Source organism: Campylobacter sp. LR264d, from assembly GCF_008633895.1.
Taxonomy (GTDB): domain Bacteria; phylum Campylobacterota; class Campylobacteria; order Campylobacterales; family Campylobacteraceae; genus Campylobacter_D.
The window spans coordinates 69,226-89,815 of record NZ_VJNT01000001.1 but is presented as its reverse complement, the minus strand read 5'-3'; the positions used below and the strand labels follow the sequence as shown (position 1 = coordinate 89,815).

Below are 20,590 nucleotides of genomic sequence, written 5' to 3'. Positions count from 1 at the left end.
GGCTTTAAAAGCCAGAATAATTTATCAAACTATGTTAAAATAAAAACACTAGTGATTTTAAAGGATAAAAAATGAAATCCATTCGTCTTATTTACCCTCAATGGCAAGGAGGCGAAATTAGTGCTTACTTTGAAGACCTTAATGAAAAACAAAGCTCACAAGGCTATATTTTAGGTGCTAGAATTTTAGACCTTTTAATGAAAAAACGAAAAAATGTACAAAACATATATTTACCTATTTCAACGAAATTTAAAAGAGAGATTAAGGATGGCATTATAGATAAAAAAATCATTTTACACCAAACAAAAAAGGCAGCAAAGCTTGTCAAAAAAAGCAAGGCTGATAAAATTCTTAGCCTTGGTGGGGAATGTTCTATTAGTATAGTACCTTTTTTGTACTTAGCTAAAAAATATGGTAGTGATGATGTGTGTGTGATTTATCTTGATTCTCACCCTGATATTGGCCTTCCTTATGATGATTTTTATCAAGGTTATCATGCAATGGCTGTTAGTATGCTTTTAGGATATGGGGACGAGGAACTTTTAAGTGTGATTAAAAATAAAAAAGACTTTATAAAACCTGAAAATTTACTGCTTGTTGGCTTAAATTCAAAAGAAGAAAAGCATTATAAACAAAGGCAAAATGATTTTAATCTTAAAAGCATTAATGCAAGTGAATACAATGAAAAAGCCGTTATATCGTGGCTAGATAGCATTAGTGCCACTAAGCTTTTAATACATTTTGATTTAGACGTACTTGATAAAGATGAACTTTATATAGCAGTTGGCAATACTGGTAAAATGAAAATTACTCAAATCATTAGCCTTTTAAAAATAGCATCAAGAAAAAAAAGATTAGTAGGATTAAGCGTGGCTGAGTGTTTGCCAAGGGATTTAATAAAACTTCAAAATTTACTTGCGAATTTACCTAGCTTTTAAATTTTAAAAGCTTGAAACTTTTTGCGTTCTTTTATCTTTTTAAAATCTTGAAAATAATGTTATAATAGGCTTTCAAATAAGATTTTTAAATTAAAAACATTCTTAAATTTTTCACTTCATAAACATATCAATAGCCTTATTTAAATCCTCAATGCCTTGTTCGTCTTTTTCTAAGACAAAATGTATCATACAATGTGCTAAATGTTCTTTTAAAATAGCCTTTGCAGTATTATTTACCTCGCCTTTAATAGCAGCTAGTTGAATTAAAATTTCACTACAATCCTTATCCATTTCAACCATTCTTTTAACAGATTCTAAATGCCCTATAGTGCGACTTAGGCGATTGGAAATTGCCTTTATATGTTTGTTTGAATGGTGATGAGAGTGTACTAAATCTTTCATTTTTTGCCTTTCTTATAAAAATCCTTTAAAATTCTCATAAAATATCATCATTAATGGAATAGTAAATAAAGAAATTAAACTTGTTATAAATACTAGTAAAGAAATTTTTTCTGTGTTTAAATTTAATACAGATGCAACTATTATAGAATCACTAGCAATTGGCACTATGGAGAGTATAAAAAAGATAATATAATATTTTAATTCATAAATGTGAAAAAAGGTACTATCCAAATATATTAAAAAACACATTATAAAAGGGTGTATTAAAAATTTAATAAAAATGGCAATGCCTATAAATTTAAACTCAAAGCTACTAAGCCTTATTTTTTCAAGCCCCATGCCTATAATCATCATTCCTAAAATTGAAAGTGTTCCCTTTGCATACAAAAAAATAGAACTTATAGAATCAGGCATTTTAAAAGAACTTATGTTTAAAATAATGGCTATTAAAAAAGCATGGATTGAAGGCAATTTTAAAATCTTTAAAAGGCTTTCTTTAAAAGAATAGGTACTTCTTGCTACTATAAAATAACCAGCACTATTTTGATATAAAATCACAGCAAAGATTGCAAAAATAAAAATTTCTACTAAATTTTCATCTAAAAAAATAAGGGCTAAGGGAATGCCAAGATATGCAGAATTTCCAACAGCAGTTGAAAAAGCTAATAAATTCGCCCTGTTGTCCTTATAAATTCTTTGCAAGATAATCAAGCTTGTAAAGACTATAAAAACGCTTGCTAAGTATGGCAAAACAGGGATTAATAAAATTTCAAAACTAAAATTGATACTTATAGTAGCATTAAAGATAACAAGGGGTGAAAGTATGTAAAAAAGGATATTTGCTATAGTTTTTTTATCACATTTTAAAAATTTACTTGAAAAACTGCCTAAAAATATACAAAAATAAAGGGGGACTATGCTTGAAAAAAGTCCCAAAAAACTAGCCATTTATACCCTTAAAACATAGCCTCGTTCATAGCACTTGGCTTTTGCAAACCTAAAATTTTAAGTACAGAAGCAGCAATATTACTAAGTCCCATATTTTCCTTAATCTTACTTACTCCTTGTGCCTCAACAAAGACAAAGACATCGAAAGTAGTGTGATTTGTAAGTATGTTTCCCTTTTCATCTTGCATTGCCTCGCAGTTTCCATGGTCGCTTGTAATAATAAAGGCATAATCCTTTTTACGAGCCTCTTTAACAAGTTCTCCAAGACAAAAATCAACAGCCTCCACAGCCTTAACAGAGGCCTCAAAACTACCCGTATGCCCTACCATATCGCCATTTGCAAAATTTACTACTATAAAATCCTTACCTTGATTAATCCCTTTTTTAACCTCATCAAGCACCTCAAAAGCACTCATTTCAGGCCTTTCATCATAGGTTTTAACCTTTGGACTAGGGATTAATACCCTGCTTTCATTTTCAACACTTTCTTCTATCCCACCATTAAAAAAGAAGGTAACATGGGCGTATTTTTCAGTTTCTGCTGTATGAAGTTGTGTTAAATTTGCCCTGGCAATAACCTGAGCTAAGGTATCATTTAGCACTTCTTTTTCAAATAAAACAGGCAAATTAAATTTATCATCATAAACGCTCATTGTAAGTAGATTATTAAAAATTTTATCCCTTTTAAACTCGTTAAAATCCTTTGAATTTAAAACGTAAATTAACTCTTTCATTCTATCGTTTCTAAAATTTACAAAGATAAGCCCATCTTCTTCATTAATGCCCTTAAAATTTGCACTCTTAACACCTTCTATAAACTCATCAGTAATACCCTTTTCATAGCTTTCTTGCATATAAGCACTAAAATTTGATACTTCATCAACTTCACCCATTAAGCACTTATAATATTTTTCCACCCTATCCCAACGTTTATCCCTATCCATAGCATAAAATCTACCACAAAGCGTAGCAAAACAAATATCATTTTTTTGACAAGATTCTTCTAATTCTTTTATAAATTTAAGCCCTGTTTTAGGTCCAACATCTCGTCCATCAGTAATTGCATGGGCAAACACATTTTTACCCCTTTGCTTGCAAAGTTTAAGCAAGGTATTAAAATGCGTATTTAAAGAATGGACCCCTCCATCGCTATAAAGCCCTATCACATGGATATTTTTACATTTTTCAAGCAGGGTATTTAAATTTTTATTCTTTGATAAAGACCCATCCTCAATAGCCTTATTTATCTTAACTAAATTTTGATAGATAATGCGGCCACTACCTATGCACATATGCCCTACTTCGCTATTTCCCATTTGACCTTCTGGCAATCCCACAGCCAAACCACTAGTTTTTAACAAAGAATTTGGCACCTCTTTAAATAATCTTTCATAATTTGGCTTTTTTGCACTAAAAAAAGCATTAAATTTTTCACTAGGATTAAAACCTACGCCATCGGTAATGACTAAAATACATTTTTGACTCATTTTTTTACTCTTTATAAGATTTTTTTTTGCAAGATTTTACTAAAATTAAACTTTTAAAAACCAAAAAAGGCAAAAATTTTGTTTTATATTTCTTATTTTAGTGATTATGCTTTCTTTACTTATATTAGCGTTCGGGCTGGTTTTGCATTTTTTATAGCTTTATGTTTATCTTTATTTATCATGCCAAAATTTATCAATTGGGCTAGATCAAAAAACGCTAAACAACCCATTTATGAACTAGCCCCTGATAATCACAAAACAAAATCAAATACGCCTACAATGGGAGGACTTATTTTTGTTGGCTGTGCAGTCTTTAGCTCCTTACTTTGCATTAAATTCAATGTCTTAACCCTTATCAGTCTTTTATGCCTTATTTTATTTTGCTTAATAGGCTTGATTGATGATTTAAATAAAATCTTAAAAAAGGATAACCACTTAGGATTAAGCCCAAAAACTAAGCTTTTTTTACAATGCCTTGCAAGTCTTTGTTGTGGCTTACTGTTGTATTTTTTTACCGATTTAAATGGCGATTTTTACATACCTTTTTATAAACATGCCTTATTTAATATGCATATTTTTACTATAGTTTTTTGGATACTTGTTTTAATTGCTAGTTCAAATGCCGTAAATTTAACGGATGGACTAGATGGTCTTGCGACCGTTCCTAGCATAATATCCATTGTTACGCTTGGAATTTTTCTTTATTTGAGTGGAAATTTAATTTATAGTGAGTATTTGCTTTTGCCTAAAATTCAAGGACTAGGCGAGGTGGTTATTATTTGTGCTTCTTTGGTTGGGTCTTTAATGGGCTTTTTATGGTATAACTGCTACCCTGCACAAGTTTTTATGGGAGACAGTGGTAGTTTAGCACTGGGGGCATTTATTGGCTTTTTAGGCATTATTAGCAAAAATGAATTTTTACTTTTATTAATAGGCTTTGTTTTTGTGCTTGAAACAATTTCTGTAATTTTACAGGTTGGTAGCTTTAAAATTTTCAATAAAAGGGTATTTAAAATGGCACCCATTCACCATCATTTTGAAAAGGTAGGCTGGGTTGAAAATAAAATAATCGTTCGCTTTTGGATGATAGCCTTGCTTTCAAATTTATTAGCCCTTGCTTCTATAAAACTTCGCTAGGAAAAAATATGAGAATATCTTTATTTGGTTATGGAAAAACTACAAAGGCCATTGTTGAAAATTTAGGCTTAAAATTTGGTGGCTTTGATATTTATGATGATAGTTTTAAAGAAATTTCACACGATAAACTTAATAATAGATTTTTAACCATAGATGAATTTAAGCCTGAATTTAGTAAATTAGAACTTCCAAGCCCTGGTTTTCCAAAAGACCATATCTTAATAAAAAAGGCTAAGAATTTAATAAGCGAGTATGATTTTTTCTATGATGCTATGCCAAAAAGCGTTTGGATAAGTGGTACAAATGGTAAAACTACCACTACTCAAATGGCAGGTTTTTTACTTGAAAAAATAGGGGCACTAATAGGGGCAAATGTAGGAATTCCATTAGCCTTGTTAGATACTAACGCAAAACTTTGGATACTTGAAACCTCTTCTTTTAGCTTGCATTACACAAAAATTGCTAAGCCTGAAATTTACGCACTTTTGCCTATTAGCGCCGATCATCTTTCTTGGCATGGAAGTTTTGAAAATTATGTAAATGATAAATTAAGTGTTTTAGCTAGAATGAATGAATGCGATGTGGCAATCTTACCAAAAATTTATGAAAAAACTCCAACAAAGGCACATATCATAGCTTATGAAGATGAAAAAGATTTAGCCTTAAAAATGGGTATAAATATAGAAAAAATTCAATTTAAAAGCCCTTTTTTACTTGATGCCATAATGTCTTTAAGTATTGAAAAAATCTTACTTGATTCTTTAAGTTATGAAAAATTAAATAGCTTTGTAATGGAAAAAAATAAGCTAGAAGAAATTTATGATAGTAAAAATAGGCTTTGGATTAATGATACAAAGGCTACAAATATCGATGCTGTAATGGCTGCCTTAAAACGTTATAGTGATAAAAAAATTCATCTTATCATAGGGGGCGATGATAAGGGGGTTGATTTAAATCCCTTATTTGAGATAATGCAAAAACTTGATATTAACCTTTATATAATAGGCATAAGTAGCAATAAATTAATAAACTTAGCAAGTACTTATAAAATAAATGCTATTAAATGCGAACTTTTACCAAAAGCAGTTGACGAAATTTCAAAGCTTTTAAAAGATAATGAAGTAGCACTTTTAAGCCCAGCTTGTGCTAGTTTAGACCAGTTTACCTCTTACGCTCATAGAGGTGAAGTGTTTAAAGAATGCGTTGATAAAATTTAAAAGCTACCTTTTACTATCATTTATCAAATCCAAAACTGATTTTTGTAAGCCATCATCATCAGGGCTAAAATGAAAATAAATTTCGGCACGATTGTTTTTAGCTGCCTTTGGGTCATTATCAAGTGGATTATTTAAACCATAGCTTTTAACGCTTAAATTCTTCACACTAACCCCACCATCTAAAAAGTATTTTAAAACCGCCTTAGCCCTTTCATAGCCTAGTTCATAGCTTCTTAATGCAGTATCGCTATTATCAGTATAACCACGAATTTCAATCTTAACCTGAGGTGGAAGTTTTAAGGCAAGTTGTGACATTCTCCTTAAAAAATCTTGTATATCAGCAGAAACTATCTCAGCACTATTTCTTGCAAATTCTACGCGAGAAGGTAAATTTAAAGCAACTTGATTTTCTGATTGTTCGAGCATAGCTTTTAATTTATTGATTGTTTCTTGTTGAGAAAGTGTCATTTGCTTTAAGGCTTCTAACTCATCGCTTTTTTGCCTTGTAGCCCCTGGATATTTTTCAGTGTTTTGACTTTCTTGTTGGATCGTTTGAGTGGTAGTATAATCAAAAATTTTAACAAATTCAGTTTTTAGGGCCTCTGTTTTTGTTGGATTATTTTCAGAAATAGCCCACAAGGCAATAAATAGGGCCAAAAGCAAGGATAAAAAATCCGCATAAGGCACGGCCCATTTTTCACCAGCTGGACAAGGTGGACATTTACTTTTTTTAGCCATTTTTAACCCTTATCAAATTGTGAAATTCTCTTATCATCATGTCCTAGAAAATTAAAAAGCTTTGCTTCTAAATCCCTAGGATTAGCACCTTCTGCTATACCTTTAACAGCTTCTGTTATAACTATTTGTTCTTTTACATAATCCATGCCATTAGCCTTTAATTTTGAACCCCAAGGAGCAAACAAGGCATAAGCACCAAATATGCCAGTAACCGTAGCTGTAAACGCACCTGCAATACCAGCAGCCATAGCTTGAGGATTATCCAAAAGTTGCAAGGCAAGTGTCAAACCCATAACAGCCCCAACAAGCCCAATAGTAGGGCAAGTTTCACCAAATCTAGTCCAAAATTCAGCACATTCTTTATAATGTTCTTCAAGTTCTTCTGTTTGTATTTCCATGTTATCTCTTATTTCTTCATAACTCTTACCATCAACTAGCATCATCATAGCATTTTTCATAAATTCATTATCTATTTCATTTGTCCTTGATTCAAGGGCTAGTAAGCCGTCCCTTCTTGCAATAATGGCATATTCTATAAGCTGGGCTATTCTTTCTGGGATATTTACATTTGAACCCTTAAAAACTATTTTTAATTCTTTAAAAGCCGCCTTTACAATCTTTTTATGAGTAGCAGTTATCGCACAACAACAAGCTGTTGGAATCACGATTATAAGCGATGAAATGTGTATAAGATGCAAAGGATTTCCACCTTCTAATATGTCTCCTACAGAAAGACTTGTAAAAGAAAAAATAACACCTAGCAGAGTTGAAATATCCATATGACCACACTCCTTACTTTAATATGCCCCAATTTTTAGCAACACTTGAGGAAGTTTTTAATTTTAGCTTTAATTTTACTATATTTTCCATAATATTTCTAGCTTTTTTTACAAAATTTTCACATAATTCATCTTTTACTTCAAAAATTAATTCATCGTGAATTTGCAAAATAAGCCTTGTATCATTGTCTAAATACTTATAAAATTCAAGCATTGCAAGTTTTATAATATCTGCTGCACTGCCTTGCAAGATTGAGTTTATACTTTCTCTTTCAAACATAGCAACTTGCATTGAATTTGCATTTGAAAAATCAAAATAACGTCTGCGTCCAAGTAGTGTGCTAATATAGCCCTCGCTTTTTGTTTTTTTCTTAATCTCTTCAAAAAAGCCCTTAATGCTAGTAAAATTTGCAAAATATTTTTCTATATATTCTTTTGCAAGACCTGCATCAATCTTTAAACTTTCACTAAGTCTTTTGTAGCCCATGCCATAAATTAAGCCAAAATTTATACTTTTTGCCACGCTTCTAGTGTGAAAATCGCTATAACCAAAAATCATAATCGCCGTTCTTGCATGGATATCCTCATCGTTTTCAAAGGCTCTTAAAAGCTTTTCATCTTGACTAAAATGTGCCAACATTCTTAATTCTATTTGAGAATAATCAAGGCTTATAAAACTATAGCCATCCTCTGCTATAAAACATGATTTATAATCCTTTGCATATTGACCATGAGCTGGGATATTTTGTAAATTTGGGTCCTTTGATGCAAGGCGACCAGTAACCGTTCCTGTTTGTAAAAAGCTTGAATAAATTCTTGATTTTTCATTTTCTTTTGCAAGTTTTAACAAGGGCTCACAATAAGTTCCTACTAGCTTTGCTAACTCCCTATAAGCTAAAATTTTACCAACTATTTCATGCTTATCTAAAAGCCTACTTAACACGGCTTCATCTGTTTTATAACCTGTTTTTGTTTTAGCCTTGCTATCGCTTAAATTTAATTTTTCAAATAAAATTTCACCTATTTGCTTAGGAGAATTTATATTAAATCTTTCACCTGACAAATTATAAATTTCTTCACTTAAAATTTTAATCTGTGTTTCAAATTTACTCATTAATAAAGAAAGTGCATTTATATCAAGTTTTATTCCGTTATCTTGCATCATAATCAGTACTTTTATAAAGTCAAATTCATAATCTCGTGCAATTTTTAATAAATTTTTGTCAAGTTTTTTCATAAAATAAAGATAAAATTTCAAGGTTATAAAGGCATCCTCACTTGCATACTCACAAGCTTTTTCAAGGCTTACATTTGCAAAAGTTTCACCATTTTTTACTAAATCTTCAAATTTTAAGGTCTCATAATCAAAAAGCCTTTTTGCTAACTCATCCATGCCACAACGCAAACTTGAATTTTCAAGCCAGGCTAAAATCATCGTATCAGCGTATTTTAATGGATAGTTTATATTAAAATTTTCCTTGATTATCTTAAAATCAAATTTAAGATTATGCCCTATTACAAAATGCTTAAAGATAAGTTCTATTGCTTGTTTTGCTACTTCAAAACTAATTTGCTTTTTAACGCCTAAGTATCTGTGATTTATAGGAACATAAAAGGCCCTTTCTTCGTTAAAACAAAAACTAAAACCAACTATTTTAGCACTTCTTGCATCAAGTCCTGTAGTTTCAGTATCAAAGGCTATTATGCTATCTTCGTTTAAATCTTGTAAAATTTTTATTAACTCGATCTCATCATTCATTAAAATAGGGCTAAAACTTAAATTTTGCTTTGTTTTTTCCTTGTTATCTAGCTTTTTAATAAGATTATTAAGTTCATATTTTTCTAGTATGTCAAGTATCTTTAAGAGTGGTTCTGTATCTGGAAAATTTGCATTTTCAAGTATATTTTCTAAATTTACATTATCATAAAGTGTTGCAAGTTTTTTGCTTAAAAAGGCTGATTCTTTGCTTTCTAAAAGCTTTTGTTTGGTTTTTTCATTTTTGATTAAGGGCAAATTTTCATAAATATTTTCTAAATTATCAAAATCATCAAGTAATTTTTTAGCCCCCTTTTCTCCTATACCCTTAACCCCTGGAATATTATCAGCACTATCTCCACAAAGTGCTAAAAAATCAATAATCTGACTAGGCTTAACCCCAAATTTTTCATAACAAGCTGTCTCGTTATACTCTCTTTTTGAAATAGGGCTATAAATGCTTACCTTGCCATCTTTTATAAGTTGATAAAGGTCCTTATCAGTGCTTACAATGCGAACAAATATATCCTTATCCTCGCAAAATTTCACAATAGAAGCGATTATATCATCAGCTTCGTATTTTTCCCTTGAATAACTTGCAAAACCCATTCTTTCAATCATTTGTATACAAATTGGAAGCTGGGCCTTTAATTCTGGTGGAGGTGGGGTTCTATTGCCCTTGTAACAATCAAATAACTCACTTCTTAAAGTAGGTCCCTTGCTATCAAGTGCAAAGATTAAAAAATCGCTTTTATATTCTTTTTCTAGGCTATAAATAAAATTACTAAAACCTGTTATCATCGAACTTGGCTCGCCCTTTGAGGTACTAAGTCCTTTAAGAGCATAAAATAAACGAAAAAAAAAGCCAAAGCTGTCAATTAAAGTTAGTGTTTTCATGGCACTCTTTCAATTAAATTTAATGTCAATTTTGCCTAAAATTTGATTAAAACTTTATGATTTCGTAAAAATATAATAAAAAAAGACAAAAATAACGAACAAATTTTCCAAGACCTATAAAAATACAAGTTTTTAACAATGAATATTTAGCAAAGCCAAGCCCTAGTACAAAAATATCTCCAAATAATGGTAAAAAGCTAAAAAAGGCATAAAAAGCACCAAAATGATTAAAATTTTTATCTACCTTGCTAATCTTTTTTAAGGAATTTTTAAAATACCTTTCTAAAATTTCTTTTTTGCCAAGAAAAGCTAGTAAATAAGTAGTGATTGAACCTAGGCTATTAGCTAGTGTGGATGTGAAAAGCACCAAAAAGGGATTAAAATCAAAATTTAAAAAACTAAGTACAAAAAGCTCACTAGCTAAGGGCAAAAGCGTACTTGAGAGAAGGCACACTAAAAAAAGAGTAGGATAAGAAAGGGTATTTAAAAGCTCACTCACTATTTGTTTTTTAACTTTCCAACATTGTATTTTAAAATGTGTTTTATGTATTGATAAATTAAATCTTCTTCATTGCCAAAAGTTTCACGCAAAGCATTATGAAAATCACACCTAGTACTTGTATTGTATTCAAGTAATAAAATTTGTTTGTTATAATTTTCAAACATTTTTTGAATTTCATCTTGTTTTTGTAACATTTCATCTTTTATTGTAAAATTTTTAGTATCCTTTTTTACAGCTTGTTTAACTTCTTTTTTATTTTTTAATTTGCTAAGTTTTAACTCATCTTTTAGATTGTGATTAATATATCTATACAATTTTATTACTTTATCTTGTCCAAAATGTTTTGTTAAATTTAAATGAAGATTATTAAGATTATTTGAGTTATTTCTAATGTTTAAAATTTCATCTTTATATTTTTTACAAAATTTTTCAATGCTAAGTTTATCATCGCTAATATTTATCTTACCACTAACCAAATTTGAAACCGACTGAGTCTGTGAAGTTGTAGAAGTTGAAGTGGTCGGCAAATTCCTTTCTATTAAGTCCTTTTTCCTAATATAACTAATATTTTTTCCATAATTTTTAATCATATATTCTAAATTATTAAAAATCTTATCGTCGCTAACTATGATAAATTCTTTATATTTTTTCTTTGAAACAACGAAACCTAGGGTTGTTAGAATTTGCTTATCAGCGTAATTTTCATTGTGGTTATCAAAGGTATAAACCTTAAATTTATATTTGTTTAAAATATACAAACTCTTAAAATTTAAAGAGGTCCTTGAACAAGCAAAGATATGAAATTTGCTATTTTTATCTTCTTCATCAAAATTATGCTTTTCTAAAAAAAGATTTAAACTTATATTTTCTGCATCTATAAAATAAGCCCTCATTGCTATTTCTTTTGTTTTTTTTTTTTTTTTTGCAAAATGCAAAAAATGCCATTTTAGCATAAAAATATTAAACCCCTTTTTATAAACAAATTTTTAAAAATTAAAATGTTACAAAAAAACTAAGTTTAAACCAAAAAATAGTATAATCAACATTCTAAATTTAAAACAAGGAGCAAAAAATGAAAGATAATAAGCAAGTTATCATATTTGACACAACTTTAAGAGATGGTGAACAAGCACTAAGTCAATCTTTAAATATTAATCAAAAATTACAAATAGCCCTTGCTCTAGAAAATTTAGGAGTAGATATAATCGAAGCAGGATTCCCGGTATCTTCTCCCGGTGATTTTGAGTCTGTACAAAGCATAGCAAAAAATGTTAAAAATTCCGTAGTATGTGGACTTAGCCGTGCTGTAAATAAGGATATTGATGCGTGTTACGAGGCATTAAAAGTAGCAAAAAGATTTAGAATTCATACCTTTATAGCAACTTCTACCTTGCATGTAAAAGATAAGTTAAAAAAGGATTTTAATGAGGTAGTAAATATGGCTCAGAATGCTGTGATGAGAGCTAGAAATTATACTGAGGACGTGGAATTTTCTTGCGAGGATGCAGGTAGGACGCCTATTGATGATTTATGTCGCATGGTCGAAGTGGCTATAAATGCAGGGGCAAAAACGATTAATATACCGGATACTGTCGGCTATACCTTACCTTATGAATTTGGAGATATTATAAAAACGCTTTTTAATAGGGTTCCAAATATAGATAAAGCAGTTATTTCAGTACATTGCCATAATGATTTAGGAATGGCAACTGGTAATAGCCTTTCTGCTATAATGCAAGGGGCTAGGCAAATTGAATGTGCTATGAATGGCTTAGGAGAAAGGGCTGGAAATTGTGCCTTAGAAGAAGTAGTTATGGCTATAAAAACGCGTTCTAAATTATTTAATGGACTTTATACAAATATAATACACGAAAATATAGCTAAAACTTCAAAATTAGTAGCTGCCATTTGTAACGAACCTGTCCCTTCGCATAAGGCAATAGTTGGTTCAAATGCCTTTTCACATAGTTCAGGCATTCATCAAGACGGAGTTATTAAAAATCGCCAAACTTATGAGATTATCACGCCTGAAAGCATAGGCTTAAATGAAAATCGTATGCTTTTAACAGCCCGTTCGGGTAGAAATATGATAAAAACTTGCCTTGAAAACTTAGGCTATGCAGAAAATACCTATGATTTAGATGATATTTATGAGAGTTTTTTAAAACTTGCCGATAAAAAGGGGCAAGTGTATGATTATGATTTAGAGGCTCTAATGTTTTTAAGCCAAGAATTGCAAGAAAAACCAAGATTTGTGCTTGAAAATTTAAATGTTATAAGTGGTGGGGAAAATGTTATTCCTACAGCTTGCGTGCAATTAAACATTGATGGGTGTTCTAAAACAATGGCTGATATAGGCAATGGTCCTGTTGAGGCCGTGTTTAATTGCTTGATAAAATTAGTTGAGATAGATTGCAAGCTTTTAAATTATGTTATCGGGGCTAAGGGAAGTGGTGTTGATGCACAGGGTCAAGTTGATGTTGTAATGGAATTTCAAGGTAGAAAATTTCATGGAATGGGACTTTCAACTGATGTTATAGAAGCATCAACTCAAGCTTTTATAAATACCTTTAACGCAATAGCAAAGGCTATGCAAATAGAAGTTGTAAAAAGGAAAAATGCAGTATGAATTCTTACAAAATAGCAGTTTTACCAGGGGATGGCATAGGTCCATCGGTAATGAAAGAGGCTTTGAAAATTTTAAATAAAATAAGTTTAAAATATAACTTTGAATTGAAATTTAATGAAGCTTTAATTGGTGGTGCTTCAATTGACGTTCATAAAATAGCTTTAAGCGATGAAACCTTAAAACTTTGTGAAAACTCAGATGCTATATTATTTGGTTCAGTTGGAGGTCCAAAATGGGATAATTTACCCATAGAACAACGTCCAGAAAGGGCATCGCTTTTGCCATTAAGAAAGCATTTTAATCTTTTTGCAAATTTTCGCCCTGCTAAAATTTATAAGGGTTTACAAAGCCTATCTCCTTTAAAAAATGAGATTGTAGATAAGGGAATGGATATTTTGTGCATTAGAGAATTAACTGGTGGAATTTATTTTGGAAAGCCACAAGGCGTTAAAGATAATGGAGATTGTGCCTTTGATACTGAAATTTACACAAGGACCGAGATTGAAAGAATTACACATACTGCCTTTAAAAGTGCTAGATTAAGAAGAAAAAAGGTTTGTTCTATTGATAAGGCAAATGTCTTGCAAAGTTCTATTTTATGGAGAAAGGTAGTTAGCGAAGTAGCAAATGAGTATAAAGATGTAAGTTTAGAACATATGTATGTTGATAATGCTACTATGCAACTTGTTAAAAATCCATCTCAATTTGATGTTATGCTTTGTAATAATATCTTTGGTGATATATTATCTGATGAAATGGCTATGATTACGGGTTCTATGGGAATGTTACCATCAGCTAGTATAAATGAAAAATCTTTTGGGCTTTTCGAACCAGCAGGTGGATCAGCCCCTGATATAGCACACTTAAACATAGCAAATCCTATAGCACAAATCCTAAGTGCTGCCTTAATGCTAAAATTTTCACTAGGTGAAGTTAATGCAGCTAATGATATTGAAAATGCTGTTTCAAAAACCTTAGAACAAGGAAAACACACAAGGGATTTAAATCCTAATAATGCCTTAAATACCGATGAAATGGGCAATGCAATCTTAGAAAATTTGGAGTAAAAAATGGGTAAAACACTTTATGAAAAGGTATATGAAAGCCATATTGTCTTTCAAGCACCAAATGAAATTCCAACCCTATACATAGATAGACATTTAGTACACGAAGTAACTAGTCCACAAGCCTTTTCAGGACTAAAACTAGCTAAAAGACAAATGGCAAGGCCTGATTTAACAATAGCTACAATAGACCATGATGTATCAACACAAAGTTCTGATTTAAACGCCTGTTCGCCTATGGCAAAAGAACAAATCACTACTTTAATGCAAAATACAAAGGATTTTGGCGTTAAACTCTTTGGAATGGGAGATAAAAATCAAGGCATAGTTCATATCATAGGACCTCAACTTGGCTTTACCTTGCCAGGTACTACTCTTGTGTGTGGGGATTCTCACACTGCTACGCACGGGGCATTTGGAGCACTTGCCTTTGGGATAGGCACATCAGAAGTTGAACATGTAATGGCTACACAAACGCTTAAACAAGCAAGACTTAAAACTATGAAAATTCACTGCTTTAACCATTTAGCAAAGGGCGTTTATGCAAAGGATTTAATACTTTATATAATAGGCGTTTTAGGTACTGCTGGAGGAACTGGATATTGTGTGGAATTTTGTGGTGAAAGTATTGAAAATTTAAGCATGGAAGGGAGAATGACCCTTTCAAATATGGCTATAGAACTTGGGGCTAAAGCTGCCATGATAGCACCTGATAATATTACCTTTGAATACATTAAGGGCCGTGTTTTTGCCCCGAAAGACCTTGACTTTGATAAGTGTATAAAAAATTGGCAAAATTTAAAAAGCGATGAGGACGCCAAATTTGATAAGATTGTAGAAATTGATTCTTCAAAGATTAGCCCTCAAATTACTTATGGTACAAATCCAGGACAAGTTATAGGCATAGATGAAAAAGTACCTTGTGTAAATGATTTTACAAATGAAGTAGATAAAAAAAGCCTAACAGATGCCCTTAAATATACTAAGCTTAAAGAAAATCAAAGTCTTTTAGGTGAAAAGATAGATGTTGTTTTTATAGGTTCTTGTACAAATGGTAGGATTGAAGATTTTAGGGCTGCTGCTAGTGTTTTAAAGGGAAGAAAAATTAGTCCAAATGTAAAGGCTTTAGCTGTGCCTGGTTCTATGTGGGTTAAGAATAAGGCAGAAGAAGAAGGGCTTGATAAAATTTTCATTCAAGCAGGTTTTGAATGGAGATTGCCCGGCTGTTCAATGTGCCTTGCTATGAATGATGATAAGGCACTTCCTGGACAAAGAGTAGCCTCTACTTCAAATAGAAATTTCGTAGGAAGACAGGGCAAGGATTCGATAACTCATTTAATGTCACCAGCAAGCGCTACAGCTTGTGCTATTGAGGGTGCAATTTGTGATGTTAGAACTTATTTATAGGAGAGAATATGCAAAAATTTATAACTCATAAAGGAATAGCCTGTCCTTTGAATTTCGCAAATATAGATACTGACCAGATTATCCCTAAGCAATTTTTGCTTTCTGTTTCAAAAATAGGCTTTGGAAAGCATTTGTTTCATGATTTGCGTTATTTGGATGATAAAGAAAGCGTTTTAAACCCTGAATTTAAACTAAATCAAGAAGCTTATAAGGGTGCTTCTATCATAGTTGCAAAGGATAATTTTGGCAATGGCTCATCAAGAGAACACGCACCTTGGGCATTAATGGACTTTGGAATCAGGGCTATAATTGCCCCAAGATTTGGTGATATTTTTAAAAATAACGCACTAGGAAACGGGCTTTTAGCCGTTGTTTTAACAGAAAAAGAGGTGGATTTTTTAATTGAAAGCCTAGAAAATAGCGATGATAAAAATATAGAAATTTCATTAATAGATAAAAAAGTATTTGCCTTTGGTAAGGAATTTAATTTTGAAATAGATGAATTTCATCAAAAATGCCTTTTAGAAGGGCTTGATACCATTGATTTAACCTTGCAATATAAAGAAAAAATAAAAGCTTATGAAAATAATTCATCAGTTTACTTAGTATAATTTGTTTTTTAAGAAAATTTAGGTTATAATATCTCTTAAATTTTATAAGGAGAATATATGAAAAAATTACAAAGAAAATATAAAGTTATTTATGTAGGCAAGATAGGTAGGAAAAGCAGACCCGATAAAAGCCCTATTGCTGAATATAGAAACTATCTAGCATGTTGCATGAAAAGAGGAATTCCTAGAAATGTTATGTTGCAAGCTATACAAGAATTTGACCCTAGATTTAAGGATTATGATGAGAATAAGCTAAATTTGTATTGTTCTCGTATGTTTAAAAGATTTCCTTTATTAAAAAGAGAAGAATACGACTTTTTGCCACCTCCTATGATAGATTAAATTTTTTGAAATTCTAAGAAATGAAATTTTTCATCGAAATTAAAAAAAAGGTATTTTGCTTGGTTTAACCACTCTTCTTTAAAATACCTTTTTAAAAGTTCTTCAAAGCCAAAATTTAAAAGGGCTACATTTTGTTTTTCAAAGGCCAAAAGCTTAAAATTATATCTTTTTAAAAGATAAAAAATATGATTGAAATTTACATTATAGGTTAAATCACTTTTTCCAAAAAACTCTTTTAAATCGCATTCAAAGGGATTAATAAGTTCATGTTTTTTAAAAATTCTTAAAGAAAAATCATTAATATTTTTTTTACCATAATCAAAACTAGCAAAAATAAATTTTTTAAAGGCTAAATTTAAATCTTCAAAAAAACCTAGCAAAGCAGTGCTAAATTCGCCCTTTTTTAAATTTATTTTTTTGCATTCTTTTAAAAGTTCTTTATCTATATCATCAAAATATATTTTAAAATCATCTATAAATCCCATTTTATCATTATCTATTAATTCTAGTGTAAAGCTGTCAAATAACTCGTTGCAAAAAATAAAGGCATTATCAAAGCTACATTTTTTAAGACTGTTTTTATGCAAAAACTCAACTCCTTCAAGGGTTTTTCTTTGCATTAAACGCAAATTTTCGTGAGGTTCTATTATAAAAAAGCTTATATCCTTAAAAATACTGGGTCTAAACATTAATAAAGCAGTTAAAAAATCCTTGCTTAAAAAGCCCTCATTTGCCCCTATTTCTATAACTTCACAAGGAAATTTTAAAATTTTATTATCAATTAAGCTTAAAAAATGTTTTGCTAGAAGTGTCCCAAATAAAGAACCTACGCTTACGCTTGTGTAAAAATCGCCATCCTTGCCGATTTTTACGCCCTGTTTATAATAAAGTTCATGTAACCAAGTATTGAAAAATTGGCTAAATTTCATTGCCAAAGCAAATTAAATTTTTCAATAAAATCAAGGGGGTCAACTTGCTTTGAATTTGCAAAAATTCCAAAATGCAAATGAGGCCCACTAACCCTACCAGTAGCCCCACTAAGTCCTATAATATCGCCTTTTTTTATTTCTTGTCCCACTTTAACATCAATTTGTGAGAGATGATAATATTGTGAGTAAATTCCATAGCCATGGTCAATTATAACCGAACCTCCAGCATAATATCTATCCTTTGCAATGCGTACAACACCTGAATTTGCTGCCTTTATAGGAGTTGGAGTTTGAGCTCTAAAATCAGTCCCACCATGATAGCCTGAAAGCGTGTTATTATAGACTCTTGCCTTGCCAAAATCACTTGTAATAACACTATTTAAGGGTTTTTCAAATTTACCATCAAAAAGTGCCTTATTTGTATAGCTTGTATATACAGCATTTGCCTCTTTTAACTCCTTGGCTATTCTTTCTTGTACTTCTTTTGGAGGATTAATCTTTTTTGGTTCAACTTGCAATTTTTCACTTTTATAATTACCTTGTAAGGTTTTTATATTAAAGCTACTAGTTTTATCCTTGTAAGTAGCTGTTATTTTTGTGCTTGTTGGAGGATTTTTATAAGAAATTCCAAATAAGGCCGCAACCTTATCTTCCTTACTAGGGTGTGCAAAAAATGGTAAATTCTTATCCCCTGCCTTTAAGCTTACTAAGTCTTTTTTGTCAAATTCTAAAAATAAGGCTTGTCCCTTTATTAAGCTTAAATCATCATAAGCGTGGCAGAAAATGGCGATTATTAAACTTAAAAATATATGTTTCATAAACTTAACTCCTTTATATCAGCAATTTTTAAAAATTCTTTGTAAATACTATAAACTAAGGCTTGGCGATTCGTTTTAAGCCTTGTATCATCGACATTTATCATTATCTTATCAAAAAAATCATCAATTAAAGGCTTTAGGAAAAATAAATTTTCAAGTCTAATTTGTATATTTGTTTGTTTAATGGCTTCTTTAAAGGCCTTAAAAAGCTTAATCTCAACCTCTTCAAATAAGCCCTCATCAATATCATTTTCAATCTTAACTACGATATTTGCAAGTCTTTTAAAGGTGCTAAAATTCGTTTCAAATTCATCTTTTTTACTAAGATTTATCAAGGCCTTAACGCATTCATTAATATAAATTAAATCACTATTTTTAGAACTTAAAACAGCACTCACAAAAGAAGCATTAACCTCATAAAAGGTATAAAGTCTTTCAAGTATGAATTCTTTTAAAATATCTATATCAAAGGCCTTATATGCACTTTTTGCTTGGTTTAAAAACTCATTTAAATCAAAATTTGAATTTAAATTTAAAACTATCTTAATAACCCCATTTGCAGCCCTTCTTAACGCATAAGGGTCCTTTGTCCCACTTGGAATTTTACCTATGCTAAATAAGCTTAAAAGCGTATCAAGCTTATTTGCTAAGGCTACTATGCTTGAAAACTCACTACTTGGCAGGGGTGAGTTTTCAGAATTTGGCAGATATTGTTCTTTAATAGCCTTGCAAATTTCATAAGAAAAACCCATATTTTTTGCATAATAAGCCCCCATAACACCTTGTAAATTCGTAAACTCATAAACCATTTGAGTAAGCAAGTCAGCCTTTGCGTAAGTTAAGGCCTTATTGATTTCATCAATTTTTTCATTATTATAAATTTTGCATAAAATTTTAGCTATCTTCTTTTCTCTTTCAACCTTATCATTCATAGAACCAAGCCCATCAAGATATGCTACATTATCAAGTTTTTTAGGCTCTAAACCACTTTGTAAGTCATTTTTATAAAAAAACATAGCATCGCTTAATCTGGCCCTTAATACCCTTTCATTGCCCTTAATTATCAAAGAATAATCATCACACACAGCATTACATATCGCTACAAAATGATTACTTAAAGTATTTTCATTAAAAACAGCAAAATAACGTTGATTTTCTCTCATAGAAGTTATAATAACCTCGCTTGGAATTTGTAAAAATTCCTTATCAAAAGTACCCAGCAACGCCTTTGGATATTCAGTAATAGCAACTACTTCTTGCAAAAGTTCTTCATCATTTGCTATTTTTATATTAAAATTATTTTCTAAGTGATTAAACTCGCTTATAATCTTTTCTCTTCTTTTTTCTTGATTTAAGATAATAAAATTTTTTTCTAAAAGTTTAAAATAATCTTGTATAGTGTCAAATTCAAGTAAATCATAGCTTATGCTTCTATGAATAAAGGTCTTTTTAGCACTTTTTACCCCATAGCTTTCAAACTCTACTAACTCATCTCCTAAGATACAAACAAAAGAACGAATTGCACGTATAAATTCAAAATCGTAAGCCCCCCAACGCATACTTTTTCCAAAATTTAAACCCTTTAAAAACTCTTCTATCATTAAGCCTAAACATTCTTTTGCGTTTTTGCCTTTAACTTGCTTTTGATAGTACAAAACCTCTTTTCCTTTAATCTCTTTAAAGCCTAACTCATTTTCACTAATATTAGCCTTTTGTAAAAAACTAAGTCCAGCCTTTGATAAAACTCCGTCTTTAAATGCTATTTCTTTTGGGGCTCCTATAAATTCTTCAAAACTTTCTTCTTGTTTTTCTTTAAAATTTTTATGAAAAAAAACTAATCTTCTAGGAGTATAAAAAAATTCAAACTCACTTTGCAAGCGATATTCTTTGAGAGTATTTTCCCAATTATTTTGAATTTGATTTAGGGTTTTTAATAATGGAATAGCAGGTAATTCTTCTACTCCAACTTCAATTAATAATTCACTCATT

19 protein-coding genes are annotated in these 20,590 nt (G+C 30.7%); 8 read left to right on the top strand and 11 right to left on the bottom strand.

Annotation, left to right across the window (positions count from 1 at the left end):
- The first annotated feature begins 71 nt into the window (after positions 1-71).
- Positions 72-938 carry an arginase family protein gene (locus FMM56_RS00455; RefSeq protein WP_150207421.1) on the top strand — a complete coding sequence of 289 codons (867 nt, stop codon included), beginning with the start codon at positions 72-74 and terminating at the stop codon, positions 936-938.
- A 111-nt stretch (positions 939-1,049) separates the two neighbouring features.
- Here FMM56_RS00455 and FMM56_RS00450 read toward each other — a convergent pair whose 3' ends face one another.
- From FMM56_RS00450 to gpmI, 3 genes are read right to left on the bottom strand one after another with little or no spacing between them, the layout of a single operon-like run.
- The gene (locus tag FMM56_RS00450) at positions 1,050-1,340 is read right to left on the bottom strand and encodes a metal-sensing transcriptional repressor (RefSeq protein WP_150139365.1); all 291 of its coding nucleotides are present in this window, start codon (positions 1,338-1,340) and stop codon (positions 1,050-1,052) included.
- Between the two features lie 12 nt (positions 1,341-1,352).
- A complete protein-coding gene (locus FMM56_RS00445; RefSeq protein ID WP_150207419.1) occupies positions 1,353-2,288 on the bottom strand; it encodes an AEC family transporter in 936 nt (311 codons plus the stop codon).
- An 8-nt stretch (positions 2,289-2,296) separates the two neighbouring features.
- Positions 2,297-3,775, bottom strand: a complete 1,479-nt coding sequence (gene gpmI, locus FMM56_RS00440) for a 2,3-bisphosphoglycerate-independent phosphoglycerate mutase (protein ID WP_150139361.1) — start codon at positions 3,773-3,775, stop codon at positions 2,297-2,299.
- A gap of 75 nt (positions 3,776-3,850) precedes the next feature.
- Between gpmI and mraY the strand changes: the two genes are divergently transcribed.
- Positions 3,851-4,912, top strand: a complete 1,062-nt coding sequence (gene mraY, locus FMM56_RS00435; protein ID WP_411675273.1) for a phospho-N-acetylmuramoyl-pentapeptide-transferase — start codon at positions 3,851-3,853, stop codon at positions 4,910-4,912.
- An 8-nt stretch (positions 4,913-4,920) separates the two neighbouring features.
- Positions 4,921-6,129 carry a UDP-N-acetylmuramoyl-L-alanine--D-glutamate ligase gene (gene murD / locus FMM56_RS00430; RefSeq protein ID WP_150207417.1) on the top strand — a complete coding sequence of 403 codons (1,209 nt, stop codon included), beginning with the start codon at positions 4,921-4,923 and terminating at the stop codon, positions 6,127-6,129.
- A 3-nt stretch (positions 6,130-6,132) separates the two neighbouring features.
- On the opposite strand, the gene motB is transcribed toward murD, so the two are convergent.
- Genes motB through FMM56_RS00405 form a run of 5 tightly spaced genes read right to left on the bottom strand, consistent with a single transcriptional unit; the run spans position 6,133 to position 11,754 of the window.
- Positions 6,133-6,867: a flagellar motor protein MotB gene (gene motB / locus FMM56_RS00425; RefSeq protein ID WP_150207415.1), complete on the bottom strand. Its 735-nt coding sequence runs from the start codon at positions 6,865-6,867 to the stop codon at positions 6,133-6,135.
- A gap of 2 nt (positions 6,868-6,869) precedes the next feature.
- Positions 6,870-7,646 (bottom strand): flagellar motor stator protein MotA, encoded by a 777-nt coding sequence (gene motA / locus FMM56_RS00420; protein ID WP_150207413.1) that lies wholly within the window; start codon positions 7,644-7,646, stop codon positions 6,870-6,872.
- A gap of 13 nt (positions 7,647-7,659) precedes the next feature.
- Complete coding sequence (gene polA / locus FMM56_RS00415; protein ID WP_150207411.1) at positions 7,660-10,299, bottom strand: DNA polymerase I; 2,640 nt, start codon at positions 10,297-10,299, stop codon at positions 7,660-7,662.
- 46 nt (positions 10,300-10,345) lie between these two features.
- Positions 10,346-10,801, bottom strand: coding sequence for a YqaA family protein (locus FMM56_RS00410; RefSeq protein ID WP_150139349.1), 456 nt, complete (start codon positions 10,799-10,801; stop codon positions 10,346-10,348).
- The gene (locus FMM56_RS00405; RefSeq protein WP_150207409.1) at positions 10,798-11,754 is read right to left on the bottom strand and encodes a hypothetical protein; all 957 of its coding nucleotides are present in this window, start codon (positions 11,752-11,754) and stop codon (positions 10,798-10,800) included. Before FMM56_RS00405 ends, FMM56_RS00410 begins: the two co-directional genes overlap by 4 nt.
- A 119-nt stretch (positions 11,755-11,873) precedes the next feature.
- Here FMM56_RS00405 and leuA point away from each other — a divergent pair, with 119 nt between their 5' ends.
- The 5 genes from leuA to FMM56_RS00380 are packed head-to-tail and all read left to right on the top strand — an operon-like array spanning position 11,874 to position 16,854.
- Positions 11,874-13,430 carry a 2-isopropylmalate synthase gene (gene leuA, locus FMM56_RS00400; protein ID WP_150207407.1) on the top strand — a complete coding sequence of 519 codons (1,557 nt, stop codon included), beginning with the start codon at positions 11,874-11,876 and terminating at the stop codon, positions 13,428-13,430.
- The gene (gene leuB, locus FMM56_RS00395; protein ID WP_150207405.1) at positions 13,427-14,497 is read left to right on the top strand and encodes a 3-isopropylmalate dehydrogenase; all 1,071 of its coding nucleotides are present in this window, start codon (positions 13,427-13,429) and stop codon (positions 14,495-14,497) included. Before leuA ends, leuB begins: the two co-directional genes overlap by 4 nt.
- 3 nt (positions 14,498-14,500) lie before the next feature.
- Entirely contained in the window at positions 14,501-15,901 is a 1,401-nt protein-coding gene (gene leuC, locus FMM56_RS00390) for a 3-isopropylmalate dehydratase large subunit (protein ID WP_150139341.1), read from the top strand.
- Positions 15,902-15,909: 8 nt separating this feature from the next.
- Positions 15,910-16,512 carry a 3-isopropylmalate dehydratase small subunit gene (gene leuD, locus FMM56_RS00385; protein ID WP_150139339.1) on the top strand — a complete coding sequence of 201 codons (603 nt, stop codon included), beginning with the start codon at positions 15,910-15,912 and terminating at the stop codon, positions 16,510-16,512.
- Positions 16,513-16,569: 57 nt separating this feature from the next.
- Positions 16,570-16,854, top strand: a complete 285-nt coding sequence (locus FMM56_RS00380) for a hypothetical protein (RefSeq protein WP_150207403.1) — start codon at positions 16,570-16,572, stop codon at positions 16,852-16,854.
- Here FMM56_RS00380 and FMM56_RS00375 read toward each other — a convergent pair.
- From FMM56_RS00375 to glyS, 3 genes are read right to left on the bottom strand one after another with little or no spacing between them, the layout of a single operon-like run.
- Positions 16,851-17,783 (bottom strand): SAM-dependent methyltransferase, encoded by a 933-nt coding sequence (locus tag FMM56_RS00375; RefSeq protein WP_150207401.1) that lies wholly within the window; start codon positions 17,781-17,783, stop codon positions 16,851-16,853. The genes FMM56_RS00380 and FMM56_RS00375 overlap by 4 nt on opposite strands.
- On the bottom strand, positions 17,780-18,601 hold the full coding sequence (locus FMM56_RS00370) for a M23 family metallopeptidase (protein ID WP_150207399.1): 822 nt from the start codon (positions 18,599-18,601) through the stop codon (positions 17,780-17,782). The genes FMM56_RS00375 and FMM56_RS00370 overlap by 4 nt, the downstream gene beginning before the upstream one ends.
- The gene (gene glyS / locus FMM56_RS00365; protein WP_150139333.1) at positions 18,598-20,589 is read right to left on the bottom strand and encodes a glycine--tRNA ligase subunit beta; all 1,992 of its coding nucleotides are present in this window, start codon (positions 20,587-20,589) and stop codon (positions 18,598-18,600) included. The genes FMM56_RS00370 and glyS overlap by 4 nt, the downstream gene beginning before the upstream one ends.
- Between the last annotated feature and the right edge of the window lies 1 nt (position 20,590).

Bases quoted from the DNA above. Each gene is read 5' to 3' on its own strand.
- polA (WP_150207411.1), bottom strand. From the start codon at position 10,299: ATGAAAACACTAACTTTAATTGACAGCTTTGGCTTTTTTTTTCGTTTA.
- glyS (WP_150139333.1), bottom strand. From the start codon at position 20,589: ATGAGTGAATTATTAATTGAAGTTGGAGTAGAAGAATTACCTGCTATT.
- FMM56_RS00450 (WP_150139365.1), bottom strand. From the start codon at position 1,340: ATGAAAGATTTAGTACACTCTCATCACCATTCAAACAAACATATAAAG.
- motA (WP_150207413.1), bottom strand. From the start codon at position 7,646: ATGGATATTTCAACTCTGCTAGGTGTTATTTTTTCTTTTACAAGTCTT.
- leuB (WP_150207405.1), top strand. From the start codon at position 13,427: ATGAATTCTTACAAAATAGCAGTTTTACCAGGGGATGGCATAGGTCCA.
- FMM56_RS00380 (WP_150207403.1), top strand. From the start codon at position 16,570: ATGAAAAAATTACAAAGAAAATATAAAGTTATTTATGTAGGCAAGATA.
- gpmI (WP_150139361.1), bottom strand. From the start codon at position 3,775: ATGAGTCAAAAATGTATTTTAGTCATTACCGATGGCGTAGGTTTTAAT.
- leuD (WP_150139339.1), top strand. From the start codon at position 15,910: ATGCAAAAATTTATAACTCATAAAGGAATAGCCTGTCCTTTGAATTTC.
- murD (WP_150207417.1), top strand. From the start codon at position 4,921: ATGAGAATATCTTTATTTGGTTATGGAAAAACTACAAAGGCCATTGTT.
- leuC (WP_150139341.1), top strand. From the start codon at position 14,501: ATGGGTAAAACACTTTATGAAAAGGTATATGAAAGCCATATTGTCTTT.
- FMM56_RS00455 (WP_150207421.1), top strand. From the start codon at position 72: ATGAAATCCATTCGTCTTATTTACCCTCAATGGCAAGGAGGCGAAATT.
- leuA (WP_150207407.1), top strand. From the start codon at position 11,874: ATGAAAGATAATAAGCAAGTTATCATATTTGACACAACTTTAAGAGAT.
- FMM56_RS00445 (WP_150207419.1), bottom strand. From the start codon at position 2,288: ATGGCTAGTTTTTTGGGACTTTTTTCAAGCATAGTCCCCCTTTATTTT.
- motB (WP_150207415.1), bottom strand. From the start codon at position 6,867: ATGGCTAAAAAAAGTAAATGTCCACCTTGTCCAGCTGGTGAAAAATGG.
- FMM56_RS00370 (WP_150207399.1), bottom strand. From the start codon at position 18,601: ATGAAACATATATTTTTAAGTTTAATAATCGCCATTTTCTGCCACGCT.
- FMM56_RS00375 (WP_150207401.1), bottom strand. From the start codon at position 17,783: ATGAAATTTAGCCAATTTTTCAATACTTGGTTACATGAACTTTATTAT.
- FMM56_RS00405 (WP_150207409.1), bottom strand. From the start codon at position 11,754: ATGCTAAAATGGCATTTTTTGCATTTTGCAAAAAAAAAAAAAAAAACA.